Origin of the sequence: Halomonas stenophila, assembly GCF_014192275.1 — a bacterium.
Lineage (GTDB): Bacteria > Pseudomonadota > Gammaproteobacteria > Pseudomonadales > Halomonadaceae > Halomonas > Halomonas stenophila.
Window position 1 is genome coordinate 801,012 of sequence record NZ_JACHXR010000001.1, and the last position, 16,991, is coordinate 818,002.

Annotated in this window: 18 protein-coding genes; 4 read left to right on the forward strand and 14 right to left on the reverse strand. The window is 68.2% G+C overall.

What is annotated here, in order from left to right:
- Positions 1 to 131: 131 nt before the first annotated feature.
- Positions 132 to 722 carry a Fe-S biogenesis protein NfuA gene (nfuA, locus tag FHR97_RS03610; protein ID WP_183382367.1) on the forward strand — a complete coding sequence of 197 codons (591 nt, stop codon included), beginning with the start codon at positions 132 to 134 and terminating at the stop codon, positions 720 to 722.
- A gap of 90 nt (positions 723 to 812) precedes the next feature.
- Here the strand turns inward: nfuA and FHR97_RS03615 are convergent, their stop codons facing one another.
- Positions 813 to 1,871 carry a DNA-binding protein gene (locus tag FHR97_RS03615; protein ID WP_183382368.1) on the reverse strand — a complete coding sequence of 353 codons (1,059 nt, stop codon included), beginning with the start codon at positions 1,869 to 1,871 and terminating at the stop codon, positions 813 to 815.
- Between the two features lie 248 nt (positions 1,872 to 2,119).
- On the opposite strand from FHR97_RS03615, the gene FHR97_RS03620 reads away from it, so the two are divergent.
- Positions 2,120 to 3,331, forward strand: a complete 1,212-nt coding sequence (locus FHR97_RS03620; protein WP_246403706.1) for a tyrosine-type recombinase/integrase — start codon at positions 2,120 to 2,122, stop codon at positions 3,329 to 3,331.
- Positions 3,332 to 3,358: 27 nt separating this feature from the next.
- A complete protein-coding gene (locus tag FHR97_RS03625) occupies positions 3,359 to 3,790 on the forward strand; it encodes a SufE family protein (protein WP_183382369.1) in 432 nt (143 codons plus the stop codon).
- On the opposite strand, the gene FHR97_RS03630 is transcribed toward FHR97_RS03625, so the two are convergent.
- The 9 genes from FHR97_RS03630 to FHR97_RS03670 all read right to left on the reverse strand — a co-directional run bounded on the left by FHR97_RS03630 (position 3,754) and on the right by FHR97_RS03670 (position 10,460).
- A complete protein-coding gene (locus FHR97_RS03630; protein ID WP_183382370.1) occupies positions 3,754 to 4,155 on the reverse strand; it encodes a ribbon-helix-helix domain-containing protein in 402 nt (133 codons plus the stop codon). The genes FHR97_RS03625 and FHR97_RS03630 overlap by 37 nt on opposite strands.
- A 94-nt stretch (positions 4,156 to 4,249) precedes the next feature.
- Positions 4,250 to 4,834, reverse strand: a complete 585-nt coding sequence (locus FHR97_RS03635; RefSeq protein WP_183382371.1) for a DJ-1/PfpI family protein — start codon at positions 4,832 to 4,834, stop codon at positions 4,250 to 4,252.
- Positions 4,835 to 4,922: 88 nt separating this feature from the next.
- Positions 4,923 to 5,252: a membrane protein insertion efficiency factor YidD gene (gene yidD, locus FHR97_RS03640; protein ID WP_183382372.1), complete on the reverse strand. Its 330-nt coding sequence runs from the start codon at positions 5,250 to 5,252 to the stop codon at positions 4,923 to 4,925.
- A 4-nt stretch (positions 5,253 to 5,256) separates the two neighbouring features.
- Complete coding sequence (hisI, locus tag FHR97_RS03645; protein ID WP_183382373.1) at positions 5,257 to 5,706, reverse strand: phosphoribosyl-AMP cyclohydrolase; 450 nt, start codon at positions 5,704 to 5,706, stop codon at positions 5,257 to 5,259.
- 20 nt (positions 5,707 to 5,726) lie between these two features.
- Positions 5,727 to 6,179: a Fur family transcriptional regulator gene (locus FHR97_RS03650; RefSeq protein ID WP_183382503.1), complete on the reverse strand. Its 453-nt coding sequence runs from the start codon at positions 6,177 to 6,179 to the stop codon at positions 5,727 to 5,729.
- 255 nt (positions 6,180 to 6,434) lie between these two features.
- Positions 6,435 to 7,016: a hypothetical protein gene (locus FHR97_RS03655; RefSeq protein ID WP_183382374.1), complete on the reverse strand. Its 582-nt coding sequence runs from the start codon at positions 7,014 to 7,016 to the stop codon at positions 6,435 to 6,437.
- 129 nt (positions 7,017 to 7,145) lie between these two features.
- A complete protein-coding gene (locus FHR97_RS03660) occupies positions 7,146 to 8,135 on the reverse strand; it encodes an alpha-L-glutamate ligase-like protein (RefSeq protein WP_183382375.1) in 990 nt (329 codons plus the stop codon).
- Between the two features lie 4 nt (positions 8,136 to 8,139).
- Positions 8,140 to 9,651 carry an inactive transglutaminase family protein gene (locus tag FHR97_RS03665; RefSeq protein ID WP_183382376.1) on the reverse strand — a complete coding sequence of 504 codons (1,512 nt, stop codon included), beginning with the start codon at positions 9,649 to 9,651 and terminating at the stop codon, positions 8,140 to 8,142.
- 17 nt (positions 9,652 to 9,668) lie between these two features.
- On the reverse strand, positions 9,669 to 10,460 hold the full coding sequence (locus FHR97_RS03670) for an ATP-dependent zinc protease family protein (RefSeq protein ID WP_484494471.1): 792 nt from the start codon (positions 10,458 to 10,460) through the stop codon (positions 9,669 to 9,671).
- A 1,142-nt stretch (positions 10,461 to 11,602) separates the two neighbouring features.
- Here FHR97_RS03670 and FHR97_RS03675 point away from each other — a divergent pair.
- The gene (locus tag FHR97_RS03675; protein WP_183382378.1) at positions 11,603 to 12,721 is read left to right on the forward strand and encodes a tyrosine-type recombinase/integrase; all 1,119 of its coding nucleotides are present in this window, start codon (positions 11,603 to 11,605) and stop codon (positions 12,719 to 12,721) included.
- A gap of 108 nt (positions 12,722 to 12,829) precedes the next feature.
- Here FHR97_RS03675 and FHR97_RS03680 read toward each other — a convergent pair whose 3' ends face one another.
- The 4 genes from FHR97_RS03680 to gorA form a co-directional block, all read right to left on the reverse strand.
- Entirely contained in the window at positions 12,830 to 13,246 is a 417-nt protein-coding gene (locus FHR97_RS03680; RefSeq protein ID WP_183382379.1) for an ectoine synthase, read from the reverse strand.
- Between the two features lie 107 nt (positions 13,247 to 13,353).
- Entirely contained in the window at positions 13,354 to 14,619 is a 1,266-nt protein-coding gene (ectB, locus tag FHR97_RS03685; protein ID WP_183382380.1) for a diaminobutyrate--2-oxoglutarate transaminase, read from the reverse strand.
- An 80-nt stretch (positions 14,620 to 14,699) separates the two neighbouring features.
- Positions 14,700 to 15,278: a diaminobutyrate acetyltransferase gene (ectA, locus tag FHR97_RS03690; protein WP_183382381.1), complete on the reverse strand. Its 579-nt coding sequence runs from the start codon at positions 15,276 to 15,278 to the stop codon at positions 14,700 to 14,702.
- A gap of 257 nt (positions 15,279 to 15,535) precedes the next feature.
- Positions 15,536 to 16,897: a glutathione-disulfide reductase gene (gene gorA, locus FHR97_RS03695; RefSeq protein ID WP_343065545.1), complete on the reverse strand. Its 1,362-nt coding sequence runs from the start codon at positions 16,895 to 16,897 to the stop codon at positions 15,536 to 15,538.
- Positions 16,898 to 16,991 lie beyond the last annotated feature (94 nt).

The window sequence follows — 16,991 nt, forward strand, 5'->3', positions numbered from 1 at the left end:
CTAAAACCCAGCAAAACACTCGGGATTGTCTCGCGCAGGCCACTCGCTTACCATGGGCCTATCACCTCATTTGCGGCCTTCGGTCGCGGCGGTCGGCACCGCAGCGGCCCGGCTCGAACAGCGAGAGCATCATGAGCGACAGCATCCAGATTACCGACAGTGCCCAGGACTACCTCGCCGAACTGCTGGCCAAGCAGAGCGTCGAGGGAATCGCCGTGCGCATCTTCATCACCCAGCCCGGCACGCCCTATGCCGAGACCTGCCTGGCCTACTGCCGGCCCGGCGAGGAGGAGCCCAGCGACGAGCGCCTCGAGCTCGACAAGATCGCGGTCTACCTGGACAAGCACAGCCTGCCCTTCCTCGAGGAGGCGGTGGTCGACTTCAATGCCGACCGCATGGGCGGCCAGCTGACCATCAAGGCCCCCAACGCCAAGATGCCCAAGGTCAATGCCGACAGCCCGCTGGCCGACCGGGTCAACTACGTGCTCTACAGCGAGATCAATCCGGGGCTCGCGGCCCACGGTGGCGAGATCAAGCTGGTCGAGCTCACCGAGGAGCAGGTGGCCGTGCTGGCCTTCGGCGGCGGCTGCCAGGGCTGCGCCGCCGTGGACCTGACCCTCAAGGAGGGCGTCGAGAAGACCCTGATGGAGCGCATCCCGGAGCTGGCCGGCATCCGCGACGTCACCGACCATACCGACACCACCAACGCCTACTACCGCTAGGAAACCCTGATTTGCTGCTGCGCTCGATAGGCCGGCCGCCGGCGGCAACCGGCCTATCTTCGCTCGCGACGCAAATCAGCGCTTCCTTGCTTAGCTCTCGGCACTATCTGCCTTCTCGGGCCCCGCGCTAGCGGGGCCCGCGCCGTTTTCGGTCGTGTCGCTCAGCTGCGCCTGGGTCTCGCGGATCGTCTCCAGCGACGACCAGAGGCGATCCTCGAGCTGTTTCTCCAGCTTCTCCACGCGGAACTGACGCGAGGCCAGGGCCGCCTGGGCATCCTCCAGTCGGGCCGCGAGGCGGGCCCGCTCCTGATCCAGGCTCGTCCGGGCGGTCTCGGCGTCTCGGCGCGTCTGCTCCTCACCACGCCGCCGTTTCTCTTCCTTCTGTAGCGCCTCGCGCAGCGTCTGTTGCTCCGCCTGCGCCGCCTCGAGGCGTTTCTCCAGGCGCTCGGCGCGCGACGCCTGGGCCTTCTCGGCGGCCTGCCGTTCCTGCCGAGCCTCGTCGACCAGGCCCATCAGGCGCGCCTCGGCGGCTTCGTGACGCTGCTCTTCCTGAGCCAGCCGCGCCTGATGCGCCGCGTCCTTCTCTTCCTGCGCCTGGCGATGGGCCTGTGCCTGGCGCTCGAGCTCGCCCTGCAGTTCGTCCAGCCGCGTCTCGAGGCGGCCGCGGGTCTCGCGCCGGCGAGCCTCGGCGACCTGGAGGGCATCGTGGTCGGCCTGCAGGCGAGCGAGCTCGGCGGTCTGCTCGGTAAGCCGCTCCTCGGTGCGCGTCAGGTGCGCGGACAGGGCGGTCTCCCGCTGCTCGGCATCCTCGGCGCGGCGCTCGGCGGCGGCGACGCTCTCCCGCGCCTCGGCCACCTTGTCGTCGGCCTCGCGGCGATAGTGGGCCAGTGCCTCGTTGGCGCTCTCCTGGGCCTGTTGCCAGAGCGTCTCGGCAAGCTCCTGCAGGGCGGCCGGCATGCCCCGCGGCGGGGGCACGTCCCGGTTCTCCTCGCGACGCTTGCGCCACTCCCGGAGGTGTTCGCTGATGGTGGTGAAGCTGCCGGTGCCCAGCGCCTCGCGGATCTTCTGCACGCTGGGCGCCTCGCCCCTGGCCATCAGGGTGTCGATCGCCCGCTGCACATCCTCGTACTGCACCCCGCTGCGTGCCATGCCGTTCTCCTTGCCTGCTGACTCGCCTCCCCGGAGGCGTCGCCGATGGGCGCAGCATACCCCGCTCCGGCAGGGAAATAAAGATAATTACATATTACGTTGTACGTAATTTACATTATCCTATTGATAGAAAAATCAAGATTACGCGGCTTATCTTGATTTTCGGGGTCGCCACGGGGACACTGTCCCCGGCCGTCAGGCAGCGTGTCGCACACGGAAGCACGAAAGAGAGAAGGGAGAGGTGAGGGATGTCGGAGACCGTCATGGGGCAGGAAGTGGTGCAGGGACTGTACGAGGCGGCGCCCGACCTGCCTGCCGAGTCGTCCCCCCGGGGCGCCAGCCATATCGCCGCCCGCGACGACATCGAGGCGGTGGCCCTGTGGCTCGCCGAGTACCGGGCCAGCCCCAATACCCGGCGCGCCTACCGTCGCGAGGCCGAGCGCCTGCTGCTGTGGCTGGCGACCCGGGAGCTGGGGCTCGCCGAGGTGCGCCGCGACCACCTCGACGCCTTCGAGGCCTTCCTCGGCGACCCCCGGCCCCGGGAGCGCTGGGTGGGGGCGACGCGGCCGCGCCGCGACCCTCGTTGGCGCCCCTTCCGCGGCCCGCTGTCACCGGCCAGCCGGCGCCAGAGCCTGGTCATCCTGCAGGGGCTGTTCGCCTGGCTGGCCGAGGCGGGCTGGATCGCCCACAACCCCTTCCGGCTGATGCGCGACAAGCGGCGTCGCCTGGATAACCGCCAGTCGCGGATCGAGCGCTACCTGGAACGCCCGCTGTGGGACTGGCTCTGGCAGTGGCTCGCGCGCGAGCCACCGGAAGGCGCCTCGCCACGCACGCGCTTCGAGATCGCGCGCCGCCGCCTGGTGTTCGGCTTCGCCTACCTGCTGGCCCCTCGGATCTCGGAGATGGCGGCGGCCCGCATGAGTGACTTCCAGCGGCGCGAGGGGCGTTGGTGGTGGGACGTGGTGGGGAAGGGCGGCAAGGCGGCGCGCATCCCGGTGCCCCCGGACATGATGCGCCTGCTCGGCGACTGGCGAGGCCACCTCGGCCTCGCCCCCGAGCCCGGCCCGGACGAGGCCGCGCCGCTGCTGCGGGGGCTGGACGGTCGCCGCGGCCTGGGCGAGAACCGGCTGTACCGGCTGATGCGCGGCGTCTTCGACGAGGCCGCCGTGGCCCTGGCGGTCGAACTCGGTGACGCGGCGGGGCGGGAGGTGGCCCAGCTGCGACGGGCCACGCCCCACTGGCTTCGCCACACGGCCCTGACCCACCAGGCCCAGGCCGGGATCGAGCTGCGCTACCTCGCCGAGACGGCGCGCCATTCCCGGCTCGATACCACGGCCCGCTACCTGCATGCCGAGGACGCGGAGTGGCATCGCCAGCAGGCCCGGCACGGGCTGTCGGGCGGCGGGTCAGTCGAGCAGGCCGGCAAGGGGGCGGACGAGGGCGGCTCCCGGACGTTATAATCGCGACCACCACATCGAGGAGTTCCCATGAACACAGAGACCACCGCCGAACAGGCCCAGCAGGAGCTGCTGGACGAGTTCGAGATGTTCGACAACTGGATGGATCGCTACCAGTACATCATCGACATGGGCAAGCAGCTGCCGGCCTTTCCCGACGAGTGGAAGGTCGCGGAGTTGAAGATCCAGGGCTGCCAGTCCAATGTCTGGATGCACCACGCGCGGGAGGGCGAGCGGCTGCACTTCCAGGCGATCTCCGATGCGGCCATCGTCTCGGGGCTGATCGCCGTGCTGATGCGCATCTACAACGATCGGCGCCCCGAGGACATCCGCGCCACCAGCCCGCACTTCCTCAAGGACCTGGGCCTCGACAAGCACCTGTCGCCGACCCGCAGCAACGGCCTGAACGCCATGCTGGAGCGGATCTACCGCGTGGCCGGGCAGGAAGCGGCCTCGGCCTGACGGGCCGTGGTCGCGCCGTGGCGACGGCGGCGCTCCCGGGCCAGGATGGCCTCGGCGTCCAGGTCGGCGATGGGGGCATCCCGGCGGGTCGGCACCTCCCCGGCGAGCTGCAGGGCGTAGTAGCGCCCACAGCAGACACGCAGGAAGGACGCGAAGTTGTCGACGTCGCGTCCCGACTCGATCCATTCCCGGGAGAGCCGGGTGAGCAGCTGGCTCAGCCCCAGGTCGTCGCGGCGGCCGATCTCCTCGAGCACGCCCCAGAAGAACCCCTCGAGGCGCACGCTGGTGCTCACCCCGTCGAGGCGCATGGAGCGGGTCTGCGACTCCCACAGGGCGGGGTCGGCGCCGGTGAAAAGCTTGCACATGGTCCCGATCTCCTTGGCGGCATGGTCCAGACGCACCGCACGAGGTGCCAGGCGACAGCATGCCGCCTGGCAGGGGGATCGGCAAGCCGGGCCTTCAGGCGTGGCCGATGCGGGTGCCGAGCCGCTCGAGGAACTGGGCGAGCCAGGCGGGATGGGCCGGCCAGGCCGGCGCGGTGACCAGGTTGCCGTCAGTCACCGCATCGTCCACGGCGATATCGGCATAGTGGCCCCCCGCGAGCTCCACCTCGGGGCGACAGGCCGGATAGGCGGCGCAGCGCCGTCCCTCGAGCACCCGGGCGGCGGCGAGCAACTGGGCGCCATGGCAGACGGCCGCCACCGGCTTGTCCGCCGTGAAGAAGTGCCGCACGATCTCGATCACCCGGGCATCGAGACGCAGGTACTCCGGCGCTCGCCCGCCGGGAATCACCAGGCCATCATAGGTGGCCGGGTCGACCTCCTCGAAGCTGGCATTCAGGGCGAAGCGGTGGCCCGGTTTCTCGGTGTAGGTCTGGTCGCCCTGGAAGTCGTGGATCGCCGTGGCCACGGTGTCGCCGGGGCGCTTGTCGGGGCAGACCGCATCGACGCGGTGTCCCACGGCCTGGAGGGCCTGGAAGGGGACCATGGTCTCGTAGTCCTCGGCGAAATCGCCGCAGAGCATCAGGATTCGCTTGCCGGACATGGCGGTTCTCCTCTTGGCGTTGCGCGGAGAGGTCAGTCTGGCATGGGCGCTCGCGGGACGGGTGGTAGCCCACTACTACACCCGGGGCTCAGTCCGTTCGCCCCGGCCGGGCGCGGCAGCGAAAATGCTCGTCGAGCTCGGGGTCGTCGCGGCACAGCGCCTCGCTGGGCCCGCCCGGGACGGGGTCGATTCCCCCGGCGCAGCCCGGGTGACAGCGCAGGATCCGACGCAGGGCCAGCCATCCGCCACGGCCCGGGCCGTGCACCCGGATCGCCTCCATGGCGTAGTGCGAACAGCTCGGCCAGTAGCGGCAGCGCGGGCCGAGCAGGGGGCTCAGCACGAGCTGATAGCCCCGGACCAGCCCGATCATCGCCCGGCCGAGCCAGCCCCTCGTGCCCCCGTCGTGCCGCGCCGCCATGGGCTCAGCGAGGCGTCCCGGCGCCGTAGAGGGTCGCGGGATCGACCAGCGGGGCGCTGATCACCCGCGCCTGGTCGCCCTCGAGGGCCACGTAGAAGCAGCTGCGCCGGCCGCTGTGACAGGCCGGCCCCGTCTGGTCCACCTGCAGCAGCAGGGTATCGCCATCGCAATCCAGCGCCGCGGCCCGCAGGTGCTGCTGCTGGCCGGACGACTCCCCCTTGCGCCACAGCTTGCCGCGCGAGCGCGACCAGTAGCAGACCCGACCGCTGCGCAGGGTCTCCTCCAGGGCCTCGCGGTTCATCCAGGCCATCATCAATACCTCGCCGCTGTCGTGCTGCTGGGCGATGGCGGGAATCAGCCCGTCGGCATTGAAGCGAATGGCGGCGAGGATCTCGGCCAGCGGGTGGCGGCTGTCAGGGGCGGCGCCTTCCAGCGCCTTGAAGGTATCGGACATGCGGTCTCCGGCAATGACGGTCAGAGGGCCTCGGCGGCCGCGCGGCAGCTATCGCACTGGCCGAGCAGCTCGATGGTCTGGCGCTGGACGGCGAAGCCCAGCTCCCGGGCCCGCGCGCCCAGCTGCTCGTTGATGTCATCCAGGTGCAGCTCCTCGACGCGGCCGCAGTCGCGGCAGATCAGCAGCTGGAAGCCGTGGGCATGCTCGGGGCAGGGGCAGGCGACATAGGCGTTGAGCGACTCGATGCGGTGCACGAGGCCCTGGTCGATCAGGAACTCCAGGGCGCGATACACGGTCGGCGGCCGTGCCGCGGCATGCTCCGTGGCGAGGCGGTCCAGCAGGTCGTAGGCCTTGAGGCCGCCGCGGGTGTCCGCGATCATCTGCAGCACCCGCTGGCGGATGGGGGTGAAGCGCACGCCGCGGCGACGGCACTGTCGCTCGGCCTGGTGCATCAGGGCGCGGGAATCGGTCATGCTGGCCATGCGGGTCTCGGGATGAAGGCCACATTCTACGCGCCACGCCCGAAGGGAGCCAGTCACCGCGTCGTTGCCCCAGGGCGATCGCAGTTGGGTGGCGAGGGGCGCCGGGGACAGGTCGAAGAGGGGGTCCTACGCCATGGATGGCGTCGGTAGCGCCCAGGGAGGGGTTCACAGCGCCCCCTCGCAGACCTGTCGACGGACCAACTCCAAGAACTGCAATAGCCCTGGTCGTTGCCCTGATGGTTGCCCTCAACCGGAGGACAGGCCGGGCAGTCGCCTGGCCCCCGCCAGCCAGCCCCGTGGCCAGTCGCGGCCGGCCAGTCGGGCATCCTCGGCATCCTCCCCGTCATACGCCGCCACCAGCTCGGCGAGGATATGCCGCTCGGCCTGCTTCTGGGCGAGCATGCCGAGCAGCAGCGTCTGCAGGAAGGGGGTGGCATTGATCTCCTGGAGGTGCGCCGCCACCCGCACCGCGTGCTCGGCCCGGGCCTCGGCCAGCTTCAGCGCGGCGAGCGCCTGGCCGCGACCGGCGATCAGCCCGGAGGCCTTGCCGCTCTCCGCCCCTGCCTGCCAGGCGTGTCCCGTCGGGGGCGCGACACGCGATGGTGGCGGGTCGAGCTCGCCAACGGACCCGTGGATGTCCACCAGGCGCCGTTCGCACTCGATGCCCAGGGTCGCCATCAGGCGGCTGATACCGCGACCGAAGGGCAGGAAGCGAAAGGCCAGGCGGCGATAGTGGCCCATCTCCTGGCGTTCGTGATCGCCGGCCAGGGCCAGGAGCTCCCCGGGCAGCAGGGCGGCGGGAAACTCGTGGGGATCGGGGCGTGACATGAAATGGCCTCCCGTGGCGGCGGCGTTGTTGTTATGGGAGGCAGGGTAGACGGCAGGGGAGCGGGAATCCTTGACGAGGATCAGGTTTCCCCTCGAATACTCAGGAAAAGGTCTCGCCCAGCGATCTCCTCAGACGCTGGACACGGCCACCGGCGGCGCCTCGGTGGTGGCGAGTTCGCTGCGGCGGGCGAAGTGATGCTGGGCGAAGGCCACCCGTTCCTCGGCGCCGATGCCCTCGGGCTGCTGCTCGATGAGGTCGAGCCGCGGACGGAGCCCCTCGCCGTTGGCCATCTGGATCGCCAGGCCGGGACGGGCATTGAGCTCGAGCAGCATGGGGCCATGGTCACGATCGAGCACCATGTCGGTGCCCAGATAGCCCAGCGAGGTCATCTCGTAGCAGCCCGCCGCCAGTAGCAGCAGGGTCTGCCAGCCCGGGATGCACAGGCTGGCCAGCTCGTGGCCGGTGTCCGGGTGGTCGTGGCGGGCCCGGTCGAACTGGACCCCGCGGATGGCGGTGCCGGTGGCGATATCGATCCCCACGCCCACCGCCCCCTGATGGAGGTTCGCCTTGCCGTCCGAGGCGGCGGTGGACAGCCGCATCATGGCCATCACCGGATAGCCCTTGAAGACGATGACGCGGATGTCGGGCACGCCCTCATAGGTGTACTCGCCGAAGGTCTCGTCGAAGTTGATCAGCGACTCGATCAGCGCCACGTCGGGCGACCCGCCCAGGGAGTACAGGCCCGACAGGATATTGGAGGCGTGCCGCTCGACGTCCTCCAGGGACAGTCGGCTGCCGCTGGGCTTGATGTAATCGCCGCCGTCGACCCGCTCGACGACCAGGATCCCCTTGCCGCCGCTGCCCTTGGCCGGCTTGATCACGAAGCCGGCGTGTCCCATGAGCATCTCGCGGATGTGCTTGACGCCGAACTGGGTGGTCACGGTGCCGATCAGCGCCGGGGTGGTGATCGCGTACTGCTGGGCCAGCAGCTTGGTCTTCAGCTTGTCGTCGACCAGCGGATACAGGCGCCGGTCGTTGTAGCGACCGATATAGCGGATGTTGCGGCGATTCATGCCGATGATGCCCTTGGCCTTCAGGCGGGCGGGAGTGGTCCACATGGCGTCAGTCCTCCGTCACCGGCTTGAAGCGGCGCAGCTCGAGCAGTCGGTAGCCGGTGTAGTTGCCCAGCAGCAGGATCAGCGCCATCAGGATCAGCTGCACCCCCAGGAAGTTGAAGGTGATATGCCGGATCCAGGGGTTGTTCATGGCCAGGTAGGCGAGCACCGCGGTCAGCAGGCTGCCACCCCCCTGGATCAGCACCTCCTTGGGACCTTCCTCCTCCCAGAGGATCGACATGCGCTCGATCGTCCAGGACAGGATGATCATCGGGAAGAAGGTGATCTGCAGCCCCGCATTCAGCCCGAAGCGATAGGACAGCACCGAGAACAGCGAGATGATGGCGATGACCGTGATGATCACCGCCGTGACTCGCGCCACCAGCAACAGGTTCAGGTAGGACAGGTAGTTGCGGATCACCAGTCCCACCGCCACGACCAGCAGGAAGCCGATGAGCCCGGTCACCAGGGTGGTCTGGATGAAGGCCAGGGCGATCAACACCGGCATGAAGGTGCCCGAGGTCTTGATGCCCACCAGGACCCGCAGCAGGACCACCACCAGGGCGCCGATCGGCAGCAGCAGGATGGTCTGGAACAGCGCCTGTTCCTCCAGCGGCAGGCTGTGGATCGAGAAATTCAGCAGGGTGTCGGAGCCCCTGGCCAGCTGGCTGCGCACGGCGGCGGCGGCGGGCTGGTTGCGGGAGAGCATGGAGAAGGTCACCCGCGAGTTGGTGCCTCCCTGGACTTCCAGCACCGACTGGCCCGAGGCCTCCCACAGCAGCAGGTTGTCCGGCCGGCCCTGGGCGCCATCGGCGGGGTTGAACAGCGCCCGCTGGTCGCCGTCGTATACCTGGATCCAGGACGTCAGGCTCTGTCGGCGGCGGCCATGCTCGAGCATCAGGCCATTCACCTCGCGGGCCGCTACGCCGGCCTGGTTGAGCAGGCGCACCAGCAGTGGCACGCGATCGAACTGGGTCAGCAGCAGCCGGGTGTTCTCGCTCTGGCGGTCCTCGGTGAAGTCGCCGATCAGTTCCCGGGCGAAGGTGAACGGGTCGGAGCTGCGCGACCAGGCGCGTTCGATGACCTCGCTGGCCGCGGTATCGTAGGGACGCTCCCAGACCACCGCCGGCAAAGGCTTCGGCGTCGGCCGGTCGGCGTTCCGTGCCTGGGGGGCGACCAGCAGCTGGGCGCTGTAGTAGAGCTGCTGGCTGCCGCGCGCCTCACGGATCGACCACCGGGCGCGACGGCTGCCGTTCTCCTCGAGGAAGGTCAGCCCGTAGCCGGGCGAGGCGGTATGCTCGGTGAGTACGCGGTAGCCGTCCTGGGTGGAGGGCAGGGCCATCTCCACCTTGGCGGGGCCGCCGTCGGCGCGGAAGTTGACCTGGGCCTCGATCTCCCATACCTGGCGCTGTTCACCAGGCGTCCAGGGCACCTCGAATTCGACGTGACGATGCACGCTCATGCCGATGCCGATGACCAGCAGGAGGGCGACGACCAGGTAGAAGGGCAGTCGGGACATTACGTCTTCCTTGGGGATCAGGGTGAGGCGGAGCCGTTATCCTGCTCGGCTTCACCGTCGGGTTCGTTGGCGCCGTCTTCCGTTGCCGGGCCATCGTCGGGAAAGCTGGGGCGCTCGTGGATATGCTCCTGGGCCACGTCGACCACGGCGATGTCCATCAGGAAGCGACGGCCCAGCAACACGGGGTAGTCGAGGGGGATGCGATCGGTCAGGGTGAACTCGACGGTCTCGCGGATCGACCCCAGGGTCATCAGCAGGCGGATGACCGGGCGCGACTGCTCGCCGTTGGCCTGGACGATCCGCACGCGGCGTTCCACCGGGGCCTCGATCCAGTCATCGCGCACGGCGTCGACCGCGCCATCCTCGTCGTTCAGGCCCAGCTTGAAGCGGACCCAGTCCTCGCCGTCACGCTCGAAGGTGGTGATCTCGGTGGCGGACAGCGACGAGGTGTTGGCGCCGGAATCGATGCGCGCCTCGAGATAGGTACCGACGCTGGGGAAGCCGACCCATTCGCTGCGTCCCAGCAGTGCCTTGTTGGCCAGGCGCTCATCGCCGGCCGGGCAGTCGGCGACCGTCGGCGACTCGGCGGCATCGGCGCTCAGGCCCGCGACATCCTGGCGGAGGTTGCGCAGCAGGCTTCCCACTTCGCGGACATCGGTGGTCAACCGCTGCTGCTGCTGACGATGCTGGGCGAGCATCTCCAGGCGGGCATCGCAGCGTGCCGACAGGGTCTCCTCGAGGCGGTCGATACGCGCCTCGAAGGCCGGCGGGGTCAGGGGCTCGGGGGGGTCGGGGCGATCCGCAGGCACGAGCGCACATCCCCCAAGCCACGTCAGTCCGAGAAGAGACAGCATCAACGGGGGGCGTAACGGCATGTCGGAAGCGTCCTTTGTGCAGACCGGGGAAAATCGAACGCCGGGGCGTTCGAGCGAGCAAACGAATGCGGCGATGATAAGGAGGCGGGCCGCGGCTGTCCACGGTGAGCCGTCGTGCCGGCCTCAGGCCCAAGGCGAGTGAGGGGGTTGGTGCGACATGCGGGCGTCTGTCTCACCATTGATTTAACATAATATATATTCTACGAACACATGACTGTGACGTGGCCAAGCGCGCTTGGCCACTCTGATTCGCGTCACCCGGACCTCCGGACCAGCGGGATGTCTGGACATTGCCGTCACGAGAAAATGCACGAGAACACAATCATCGGCCACGGACATGGCTCGCATCCCTGGCCATCACCACTCCCCGACTCGATCGCGCGGAATCCTTTGCTGGCGAGACAGGCCTGATGCGGATGGTGAGACCGATCGTCGGGTCTGGCGCTTCCAGCGTGCCGGCGAGCCCCACTGGCGCGGCCGTAACGATGTCGCGGCCCGGCAAGCCGGCCATGTCGGTCATATGCGTTGGCCGGCGCCGATGCGGGGGTCGGCCCGGCCAAGAACGCCCTCCTCGCCACGCCCGGGACGTCTCCGGCACGGGATCCCATCGACGACCCGCACGGCAATCCTGGTTCTCTGACCGCCAGGAGACGCCTGTGTCGCTTGACCGTCGTACAACGGAGCCAGAAGAGCGCCTGCGCTCGACGAGACGGCATGATCTGCGGGCGTGTGCCCGGTCAAGGGGCCCGATGCCTCACGCTCACCCGTATATCGACGGATGCTTGACTCGTGATCGACGGTCGGCACGTGTGAGGCATGGAAGGCGTGGCATCGGGCCGGTGACACGGCACAGGACAGGGCAGCCATCAGCATGATGAATCAATTTGAACATAATTGACGTTATGATCAATTTGGTTCATTCAGCTTCCCCGGGACGACATCGGCGACGGCACTCACCGGATCATCGCGCCAGCTGAAAAAATCCGTAAAATGATGATCTTAGGTATCCATCGAGGCCAATGCCCCCCCCTGGCCCCCAGGCTTCCCTGCCACAGCGAATGACAAGGACCGACACCATGAGCGGGTTTCATGAGGACGATCGAGACAGCGACGGGTGTCTCGCCCCGGTGGCACCGCCGCCCTCCACCGCGCCGGCCGACGGTCGCAAGCCCACGCCACGACATCGCCCGCACCTGCCCGCCGCTCACCAGCATCGGCCCGGGGCCGTCGATGCCTCGCGGCCCGTGATGCGTGTCACGCCTGCGCCCATTCCCCGGCTCGAGAATCCCGCCCACGTTCACCTGCAGACACAGAACTCCTCGTCCGGGGCCCGCAGCAAGCTCTACCTGCTCAACAACATGGCTCGCCTGTTCGGCGCCGAGGACCATGAGCATCTCGTCTGGCACGACCTCCGGGCGCCGGTGGTCCACTTCATCCTCGCCCACCTGCGGGAGGCCGGCTACAAGGCGAGTACCCGCAACGCCTACCTGGCCGCCCTGAAAGGCATCGCGAAGGAATCCTGGGCGATGGAGGTCATGTCGCCCGACACCTTCGAGAGGATCCGGGCGATCCGGCCGGCCAGCAACCCCAGGAAGCCGAAGGGGCGCGCCCACGACATCGCGACCCTGCGTGGCCTGATCCAGGCGGCTGCCTCCGACGGCACCCCGACCGCGCGGCGCAATGCGCTGATCATCACCTTCATGGCTTCTCTCGGCATTCGCCGGGAGGAAGTCACCAGGATCCAGGTCCCCCGGGACATCGATTTCAGGAGCCAGGAGATCCATATTCACGGCAAAGGCAACAAGGAACGCCTGGTGGTGCCCCCGGAGCCGGTCTGGCGGGCGCTGCTCGACTACCTGGAGACCGAGCGAGGCTACGACAGCGGCGCCCTCTTCTGCCCCTACTGGAACAACCGCTCGGCTCCCGTCATCGGCGAGAACGGCCTGACCCTCGGCGTGATCAACTACGTACTGAGCAAGGCGAGACGCCGCTGTGCCGAGCTGCTGGGGGAAGCGGTCACGCCGCATGACCTGCGCCGCAGTTTCGCCACCTTCATGCACGAACAGGGCATGTCGATACGCGAGCTTCAGGTGCTGCTGGGCCACGCCAACTCCGCGACCACCGAGGCCTACGTACGGGACGAGAAGGACGCCTACCGACACAAGGCCGCCGAACTGGCCAAGGGCCTGTTCTAGCCGCCTGCGACCCACGTTCCCGGGGCCGCCTGCCGCTCCGTCCGGACACGACAAGGCCCCGGGCCAGGAGCCCGGGGCCTTGTGGGATCAGACCGCCCTGATGACAGCTTAGAGGGGCTTCTCGTCGTCGGCTTCCTCGTGGGCCGGCGCATAGGAGCCATCCTCGCGATGGATCTCCTTGCCGCTCAGCCCCGGGGTGAACACGCAGGCCAGGTGCATGGTCTTGTACGCCCGCAGCAGGTGCTCGTCGTGCTGGTCGAGGATATAGATGTCGCCCGGCTTGATCGGCCAGATCTTGCCGTCGGCCAGGGTCTCCACCTCGCCATCGCCCTCGATGCAGTAGACCGCCTCGAAGTGATGCTTGTAGTGGATATGGGTCTCGGTGCCGGCGTAGATGCGGGTGATATGGAAGGAGCAGTTGCCGCCGTCGTCGGCCAGCGACAGACGGGTGCTGTCCCAGTTGCCGTTCTCGGCGGTGACCAGCCGGTCGGTCTCGCGGGCGACTTCGAGGTTGCGAACGATCATGGAGGCTCTCCAGTAGTGTCTATGGCGGGTCGGCCACGGCCCCGCCGTGGCCGACCGATGAGCGGGCCGCCGGACCGGCGCAACCGACCCGGTAGCCAATCAGCATATCAGCTGAGGGCCTGCTTGGCGCTGGCCTCCAGGATGTCGAGTCCCTCGACGAGATCCTCGTCGGTGATGGTCAGCGGGCACAGGCACTTGACCACCTCACCGTCCTGGCCGCTGGTCTCGATGACCAGGCCGTTCTCGAAGGCCTTGGCGGTGATCTTGTCGGCGATGTCGCCGGAGCCCACGTCGATGCCGCGCATCAGGCCACGGCCCCGCTCGGAGGCCTCGATGCCCTGCTCGCCGAGCCAGGCGGCGATCTTCTGGAAGCGGTCGGCGACCACGCGGCCCTTGCGCTGGACATCGCGCTCGAAGGTGTCGTCGCTCCAGTACTTGCGCAGGGTGGCGGCGGCGGTGGTGAAGGCCAGGTTGAAGCCGCGGAAGGTGCCGTTGTACTGGCCGGGCTTCCACTTGTCGAGCTCGGGGCGCATCAGCACGTGGGCGAAGGGCAGCCCGAAGCCGGACAGCGACTTGGAGTTGGTGACGATGTCCGGGATGACGCCGGCATGCTCAAAGCTGAAGAACTTGCCGGTGCGGCCGCAGCCGGCCTGGATGTCGTCGACGATCAGCAGGATGTCATGGGCCCGGCAGATGCCCTCCAGGCGCTTGAGCCACTCCAGGCCGGAGACGTTGATGCCGCCCTCGCCCTGCACCGTCTCGATGATGACCGCGGCCGGCACGTCGAGGCCACCGGACTTGTCGCCGAGCAGCTTCTCGAAGTAGTCCAGGGTGTCGGTGCCCTCGCCCAGGTAGCCGTCGAACGGCAGGAAGGCGGCGCCCTGGGTCGGGATGCCGCCAGTGGCCTCGCGGAACTTGCGATTGCCGGTGGTGGCCAGCGCCCCCATGGTCACGCCGTGAAAGCCGTTGGTGAAGGTCACGATGTTGTGACGGCCCTTGGCCACGCGGGCCAGGCGGATCGCCGCCTCGACGGCGTTGGTGCCGGTCGGCCCCGGGAAGTGGACCTTGTACTCCAGGCCCCGCGGCTTGAGGATCAGCGCTTCCAGGGTCTCCAGGTAGTCGCGCTTGGCGGCGGTCCAGAAGTCCAGCCCGTGGACGATGCCGTCGGAGGCCAGGTAGTCGACCAGCGCCTGCTTGATGTGCGGGTTGTTGTGGCCATAGTTGAGGGTCCCGGCACCGGCCAGGAAATCGATGTACTCGCGACCGTCCTCGTCGGTCAGGCGAGCATTCTGCGCCTTGGTGAAGACGACCGGAAAGGAGCGTGAATAGGTCCGGACATCGGATTCCATGCGTTCGAGGGTCTGGGTCTGCATTGTGACCTCCTGTCGGGAAAAAGCGGCGGATAAAGGGGTGCCGTGCCGGCCCGCGTGGGGCCGGCGCTGCAACATCGGGGTCAGATCTGGTCGGTCTGGAAGGGACCGATACGGACGAGATTCTCGGGGTCGTGCTCGCCGCCGAGCTGGTCGGTGGAGAAGTACTCGCGGCTGTTGAGCGGTGCCTGCCAGCGGTCGGCGAGGCGCCGGAAGAGCCCCCAGGACGCCTGGTTGTCCGGGGTGATGGTGGTCTCGAGGTGGTGGACCTCGGCCATCTCCGATCGGCTCATCACGGCCTCGACCAGGCGCCTGGCCAGGCCCGTGCCGCGGGCCTTCTCGCCCACCGCGACCTGCCACAGGAAGTAGGTGTCCGGGGCGTTGCTCTTCACGTAGCCGGAGACGAAACCGACGATCTCGCCCTCCTCGTTGGTGGCCACGGCACAGCTGTCGCGGAACTGGGTGGCCAGCAGCAGGTAGGCATAGGCGGAATTGACGTCCAGCGGGGGGCAGGACTTGACCAGTTCGTAGATCCCCCAACCGTCGTCGGGGCTGGGCTTGCGGATGAACAGCGGCGTGGCCTGATGGCCGACCACGGCATCGGCCACGCTGGGCCTGGCCAGGTCGGCGGAGGGAATGAAGGGCTCGGTGGTTGCGTTCATTATGGTGTTCGCTGTAGCGAATTTGAGGGGCATCATAACAGCCGCTTACCTCCTTTTCAAAAAGCAGGTTATCCTGCTGCCGACAAACCATAATACGAAATTATAGTATGTCGTGGGCTTTCCGGAAGGCACGACCATTTTTTAGTCTAGTCCACCCGGCGTACGCCATGCCCTCGCCCAAACGCCAGCGGGCCACCCTCGTGAGGGTGGCCCGCCGAAGTGACGAGGACATGACGGCCTCGCCGGCCGGGGAGCGCTCAGCGCCGCGAGGGGCTGCGCATGGTGACGAACTCCTCGGCCCCGGTGGGGTGGATGCCGACGGTCTGGTCGAACTGGGCCTTGGTCAACCCGGCACGCACCGCGATGGCGATGCCCTGGATCACCTCGCCGGCCTCCTCGCCGACCATGTGGGCGCCCACCACCACGTCGCTATGATCATCGACGATCAGCTTCATCAGGCAGCGCTCGCTGCTGCCGGACAGGGTGTGCTTCATGGGGCGGAAGTCCGCCGTGTAGACCCGGATCTCGCCGCACTGCTCCCGGGCCTCCTCCTCGGACAGGCCCACGGTGCCGATGTTGGGGTGACAGAACACCGCCGTGGCGATCCGCGCGTAGTCCAGCGGCGCCGGCGTGGTCTCGCCGTAGTGGTGCTCGACCAGTTGCATGGCCTCGGCCAGGGCCACCGGTGTCAACTCGGGACCGCCGATGACATCGCCCAGCGCCAGGATCGAGGGCACCGAGGTCTCGAAGCGCTCGTTGACGCGCAGGCTGCCATCGGGGTGGGTGGCCAGGTCGAACGAGTCGAGGCCCAGCCCTTCCAGGTGGGGACGCCGGCCGGTGGCCGCGAGCACCGCATCCACTTCCAGGGTCTCGCCATTGGTCAGGCTCACCTTGAGCCCACCGGCGACCTTCTCGATGGCCTCGATGTTGACCTCGAAGTGCAGGTTGACGCCCTTCTTGGCCATCTCGTCACGGGTGTACTCGCGCACCTCCCGGTCGAAGCCGCGCAGGAACAGTTCGCCGCGATAGACCAGGTGCGACTCGCTGCCCAGCCCGTTGAAGATGCTGGCGAACTCCACGGCGATATAGCCACCGCCCAGCACCAGGAAGCGCTCGGGGAAGCTGTCGAGATCGAAGACCTGGTTGGAGTTGACGGTCAGCTCGCTGCCCGGGAAGTCCGGGACCCAGGGCCAGCCACCCACGGCGACGAGGATCTTCTCGGCGCTGATGGTCTCCCCGGCCACCGCGACGTGGTGGGGATCGAGCACCGTCGCGCGGCCATTGATCAGCCGCACCCCGGCGTTGTCCAGCAGGCGGCCGTAGATGCCGTTGAGGCGCTTGATCTCGCCGATCTTGTTGTCACGCAGGGTCGGCCAGTCGAAGGCCGGCGCACCGGACAGCTGCCAGCCGAAGCCGCCGGCGTCCTCGAACGCCTCGTGGAAGTGGGCCGCATAGGAGTACAGTTTCTTGGGCACGCAGCCCACGTTGACGCAGGTGCCGCCCAGGTAGCGGTCCTCGGCCACGGCGACCCGGGCCCCGGTGGCGGCGGCGGTCCGCGCGGCGCGCACGCCGCCGGAACCCGCCCCGATGACGAACAGATCGTAATCGTACTCGGACACAGGAATCTCCTGAGAAGTGGGTGAGCGTGAAGTGGCAGCGATCATACCAGTCGCCGACAGCGCCAGGGAGCCCCGCGGCCATTGACCGGCACTA

What these genes read in the sequence shown, in the direction of transcription:
- FHR97_RS03675 (WP_183382378.1), top strand. Translation starts at nt 11,603, where the DNA reads ATGAGCGGGTTTCATGAGGACGATCGAGACAGCGACGGGTGTCTCGCC.
- FHR97_RS03655 (WP_183382374.1), bottom strand. Translation starts at nt 7,016, where the DNA reads ATGTCACGCCCCGATCCCCACGAGTTTCCCGCCGCCCTGCTGCCCGGG.
- hisI (WP_183382373.1), bottom strand. Translation starts at nt 5,706, where the DNA reads ATGTCCGATACCTTCAAGGCGCTGGAAGGCGCCGCCCCTGACAGCCGC.
- yidD (WP_183382372.1), bottom strand. Translation starts at nt 5,252, where the DNA reads ATGGCGGCGCGGCACGACGGGGGCACGAGGGGCTGGCTCGGCCGGGCG.
- ectA (WP_183382381.1), bottom strand. Translation starts at nt 15,278, where the DNA reads ATGAACGCAACCACCGAGCCCTTCATTCCCTCCGCCGACCTGGCCAGG.
- FHR97_RS03680 (WP_183382379.1), bottom strand. Translation starts at nt 13,246, where the DNA reads ATGATCGTTCGCAACCTCGAAGTCGCCCGCGAGACCGACCGGCTGGTC.
- FHR97_RS03660 (WP_183382375.1), bottom strand. Translation starts at nt 8,135, where the DNA reads ATGTGGACCACTCCCGCCCGCCTGAAGGCCAAGGGCATCATCGGCATG.
- FHR97_RS03625 (WP_183382369.1), top strand. Translation starts at nt 3,359, where the DNA reads ATGAACACAGAGACCACCGCCGAACAGGCCCAGCAGGAGCTGCTGGAC.
- FHR97_RS03635 (WP_183382371.1), bottom strand. Translation starts at nt 4,834, where the DNA reads ATGTCCGGCAAGCGAATCCTGATGCTCTGCGGCGATTTCGCCGAGGAC.
- ectB (WP_183382380.1), bottom strand. Translation starts at nt 14,619, where the DNA reads ATGCAGACCCAGACCCTCGAACGCATGGAATCCGATGTCCGGACCTAT.
- nfuA (WP_183382367.1), top strand. Translation starts at nt 132, where the DNA reads ATGAGCGACAGCATCCAGATTACCGACAGTGCCCAGGACTACCTCGCC.
- FHR97_RS03620 (WP_246403706.1), top strand. Translation starts at nt 2,120, where the DNA reads ATGTCGGAGACCGTCATGGGGCAGGAAGTGGTGCAGGGACTGTACGAG.
- FHR97_RS03650 (WP_183382503.1), bottom strand. Translation starts at nt 6,179, where the DNA reads ATGACCGATTCCCGCGCCCTGATGCACCAGGCCGAGCGACAGTGCCGT.
- FHR97_RS03630 (WP_183382370.1), bottom strand. Translation starts at nt 4,155, where the DNA reads ATGTGCAAGCTTTTCACCGGCGCCGACCCCGCCCTGTGGGAGTCGCAG.
- FHR97_RS03615 (WP_183382368.1), bottom strand. Translation starts at nt 1,871, where the DNA reads ATGGCACGCAGCGGGGTGCAGTACGAGGATGTGCAGCGGGCGATCGAC.
- FHR97_RS03665 (WP_183382376.1), bottom strand. Translation starts at nt 9,651, where the DNA reads ATGTCCCGACTGCCCTTCTACCTGGTCGTCGCCCTCCTGCTGGTCATC.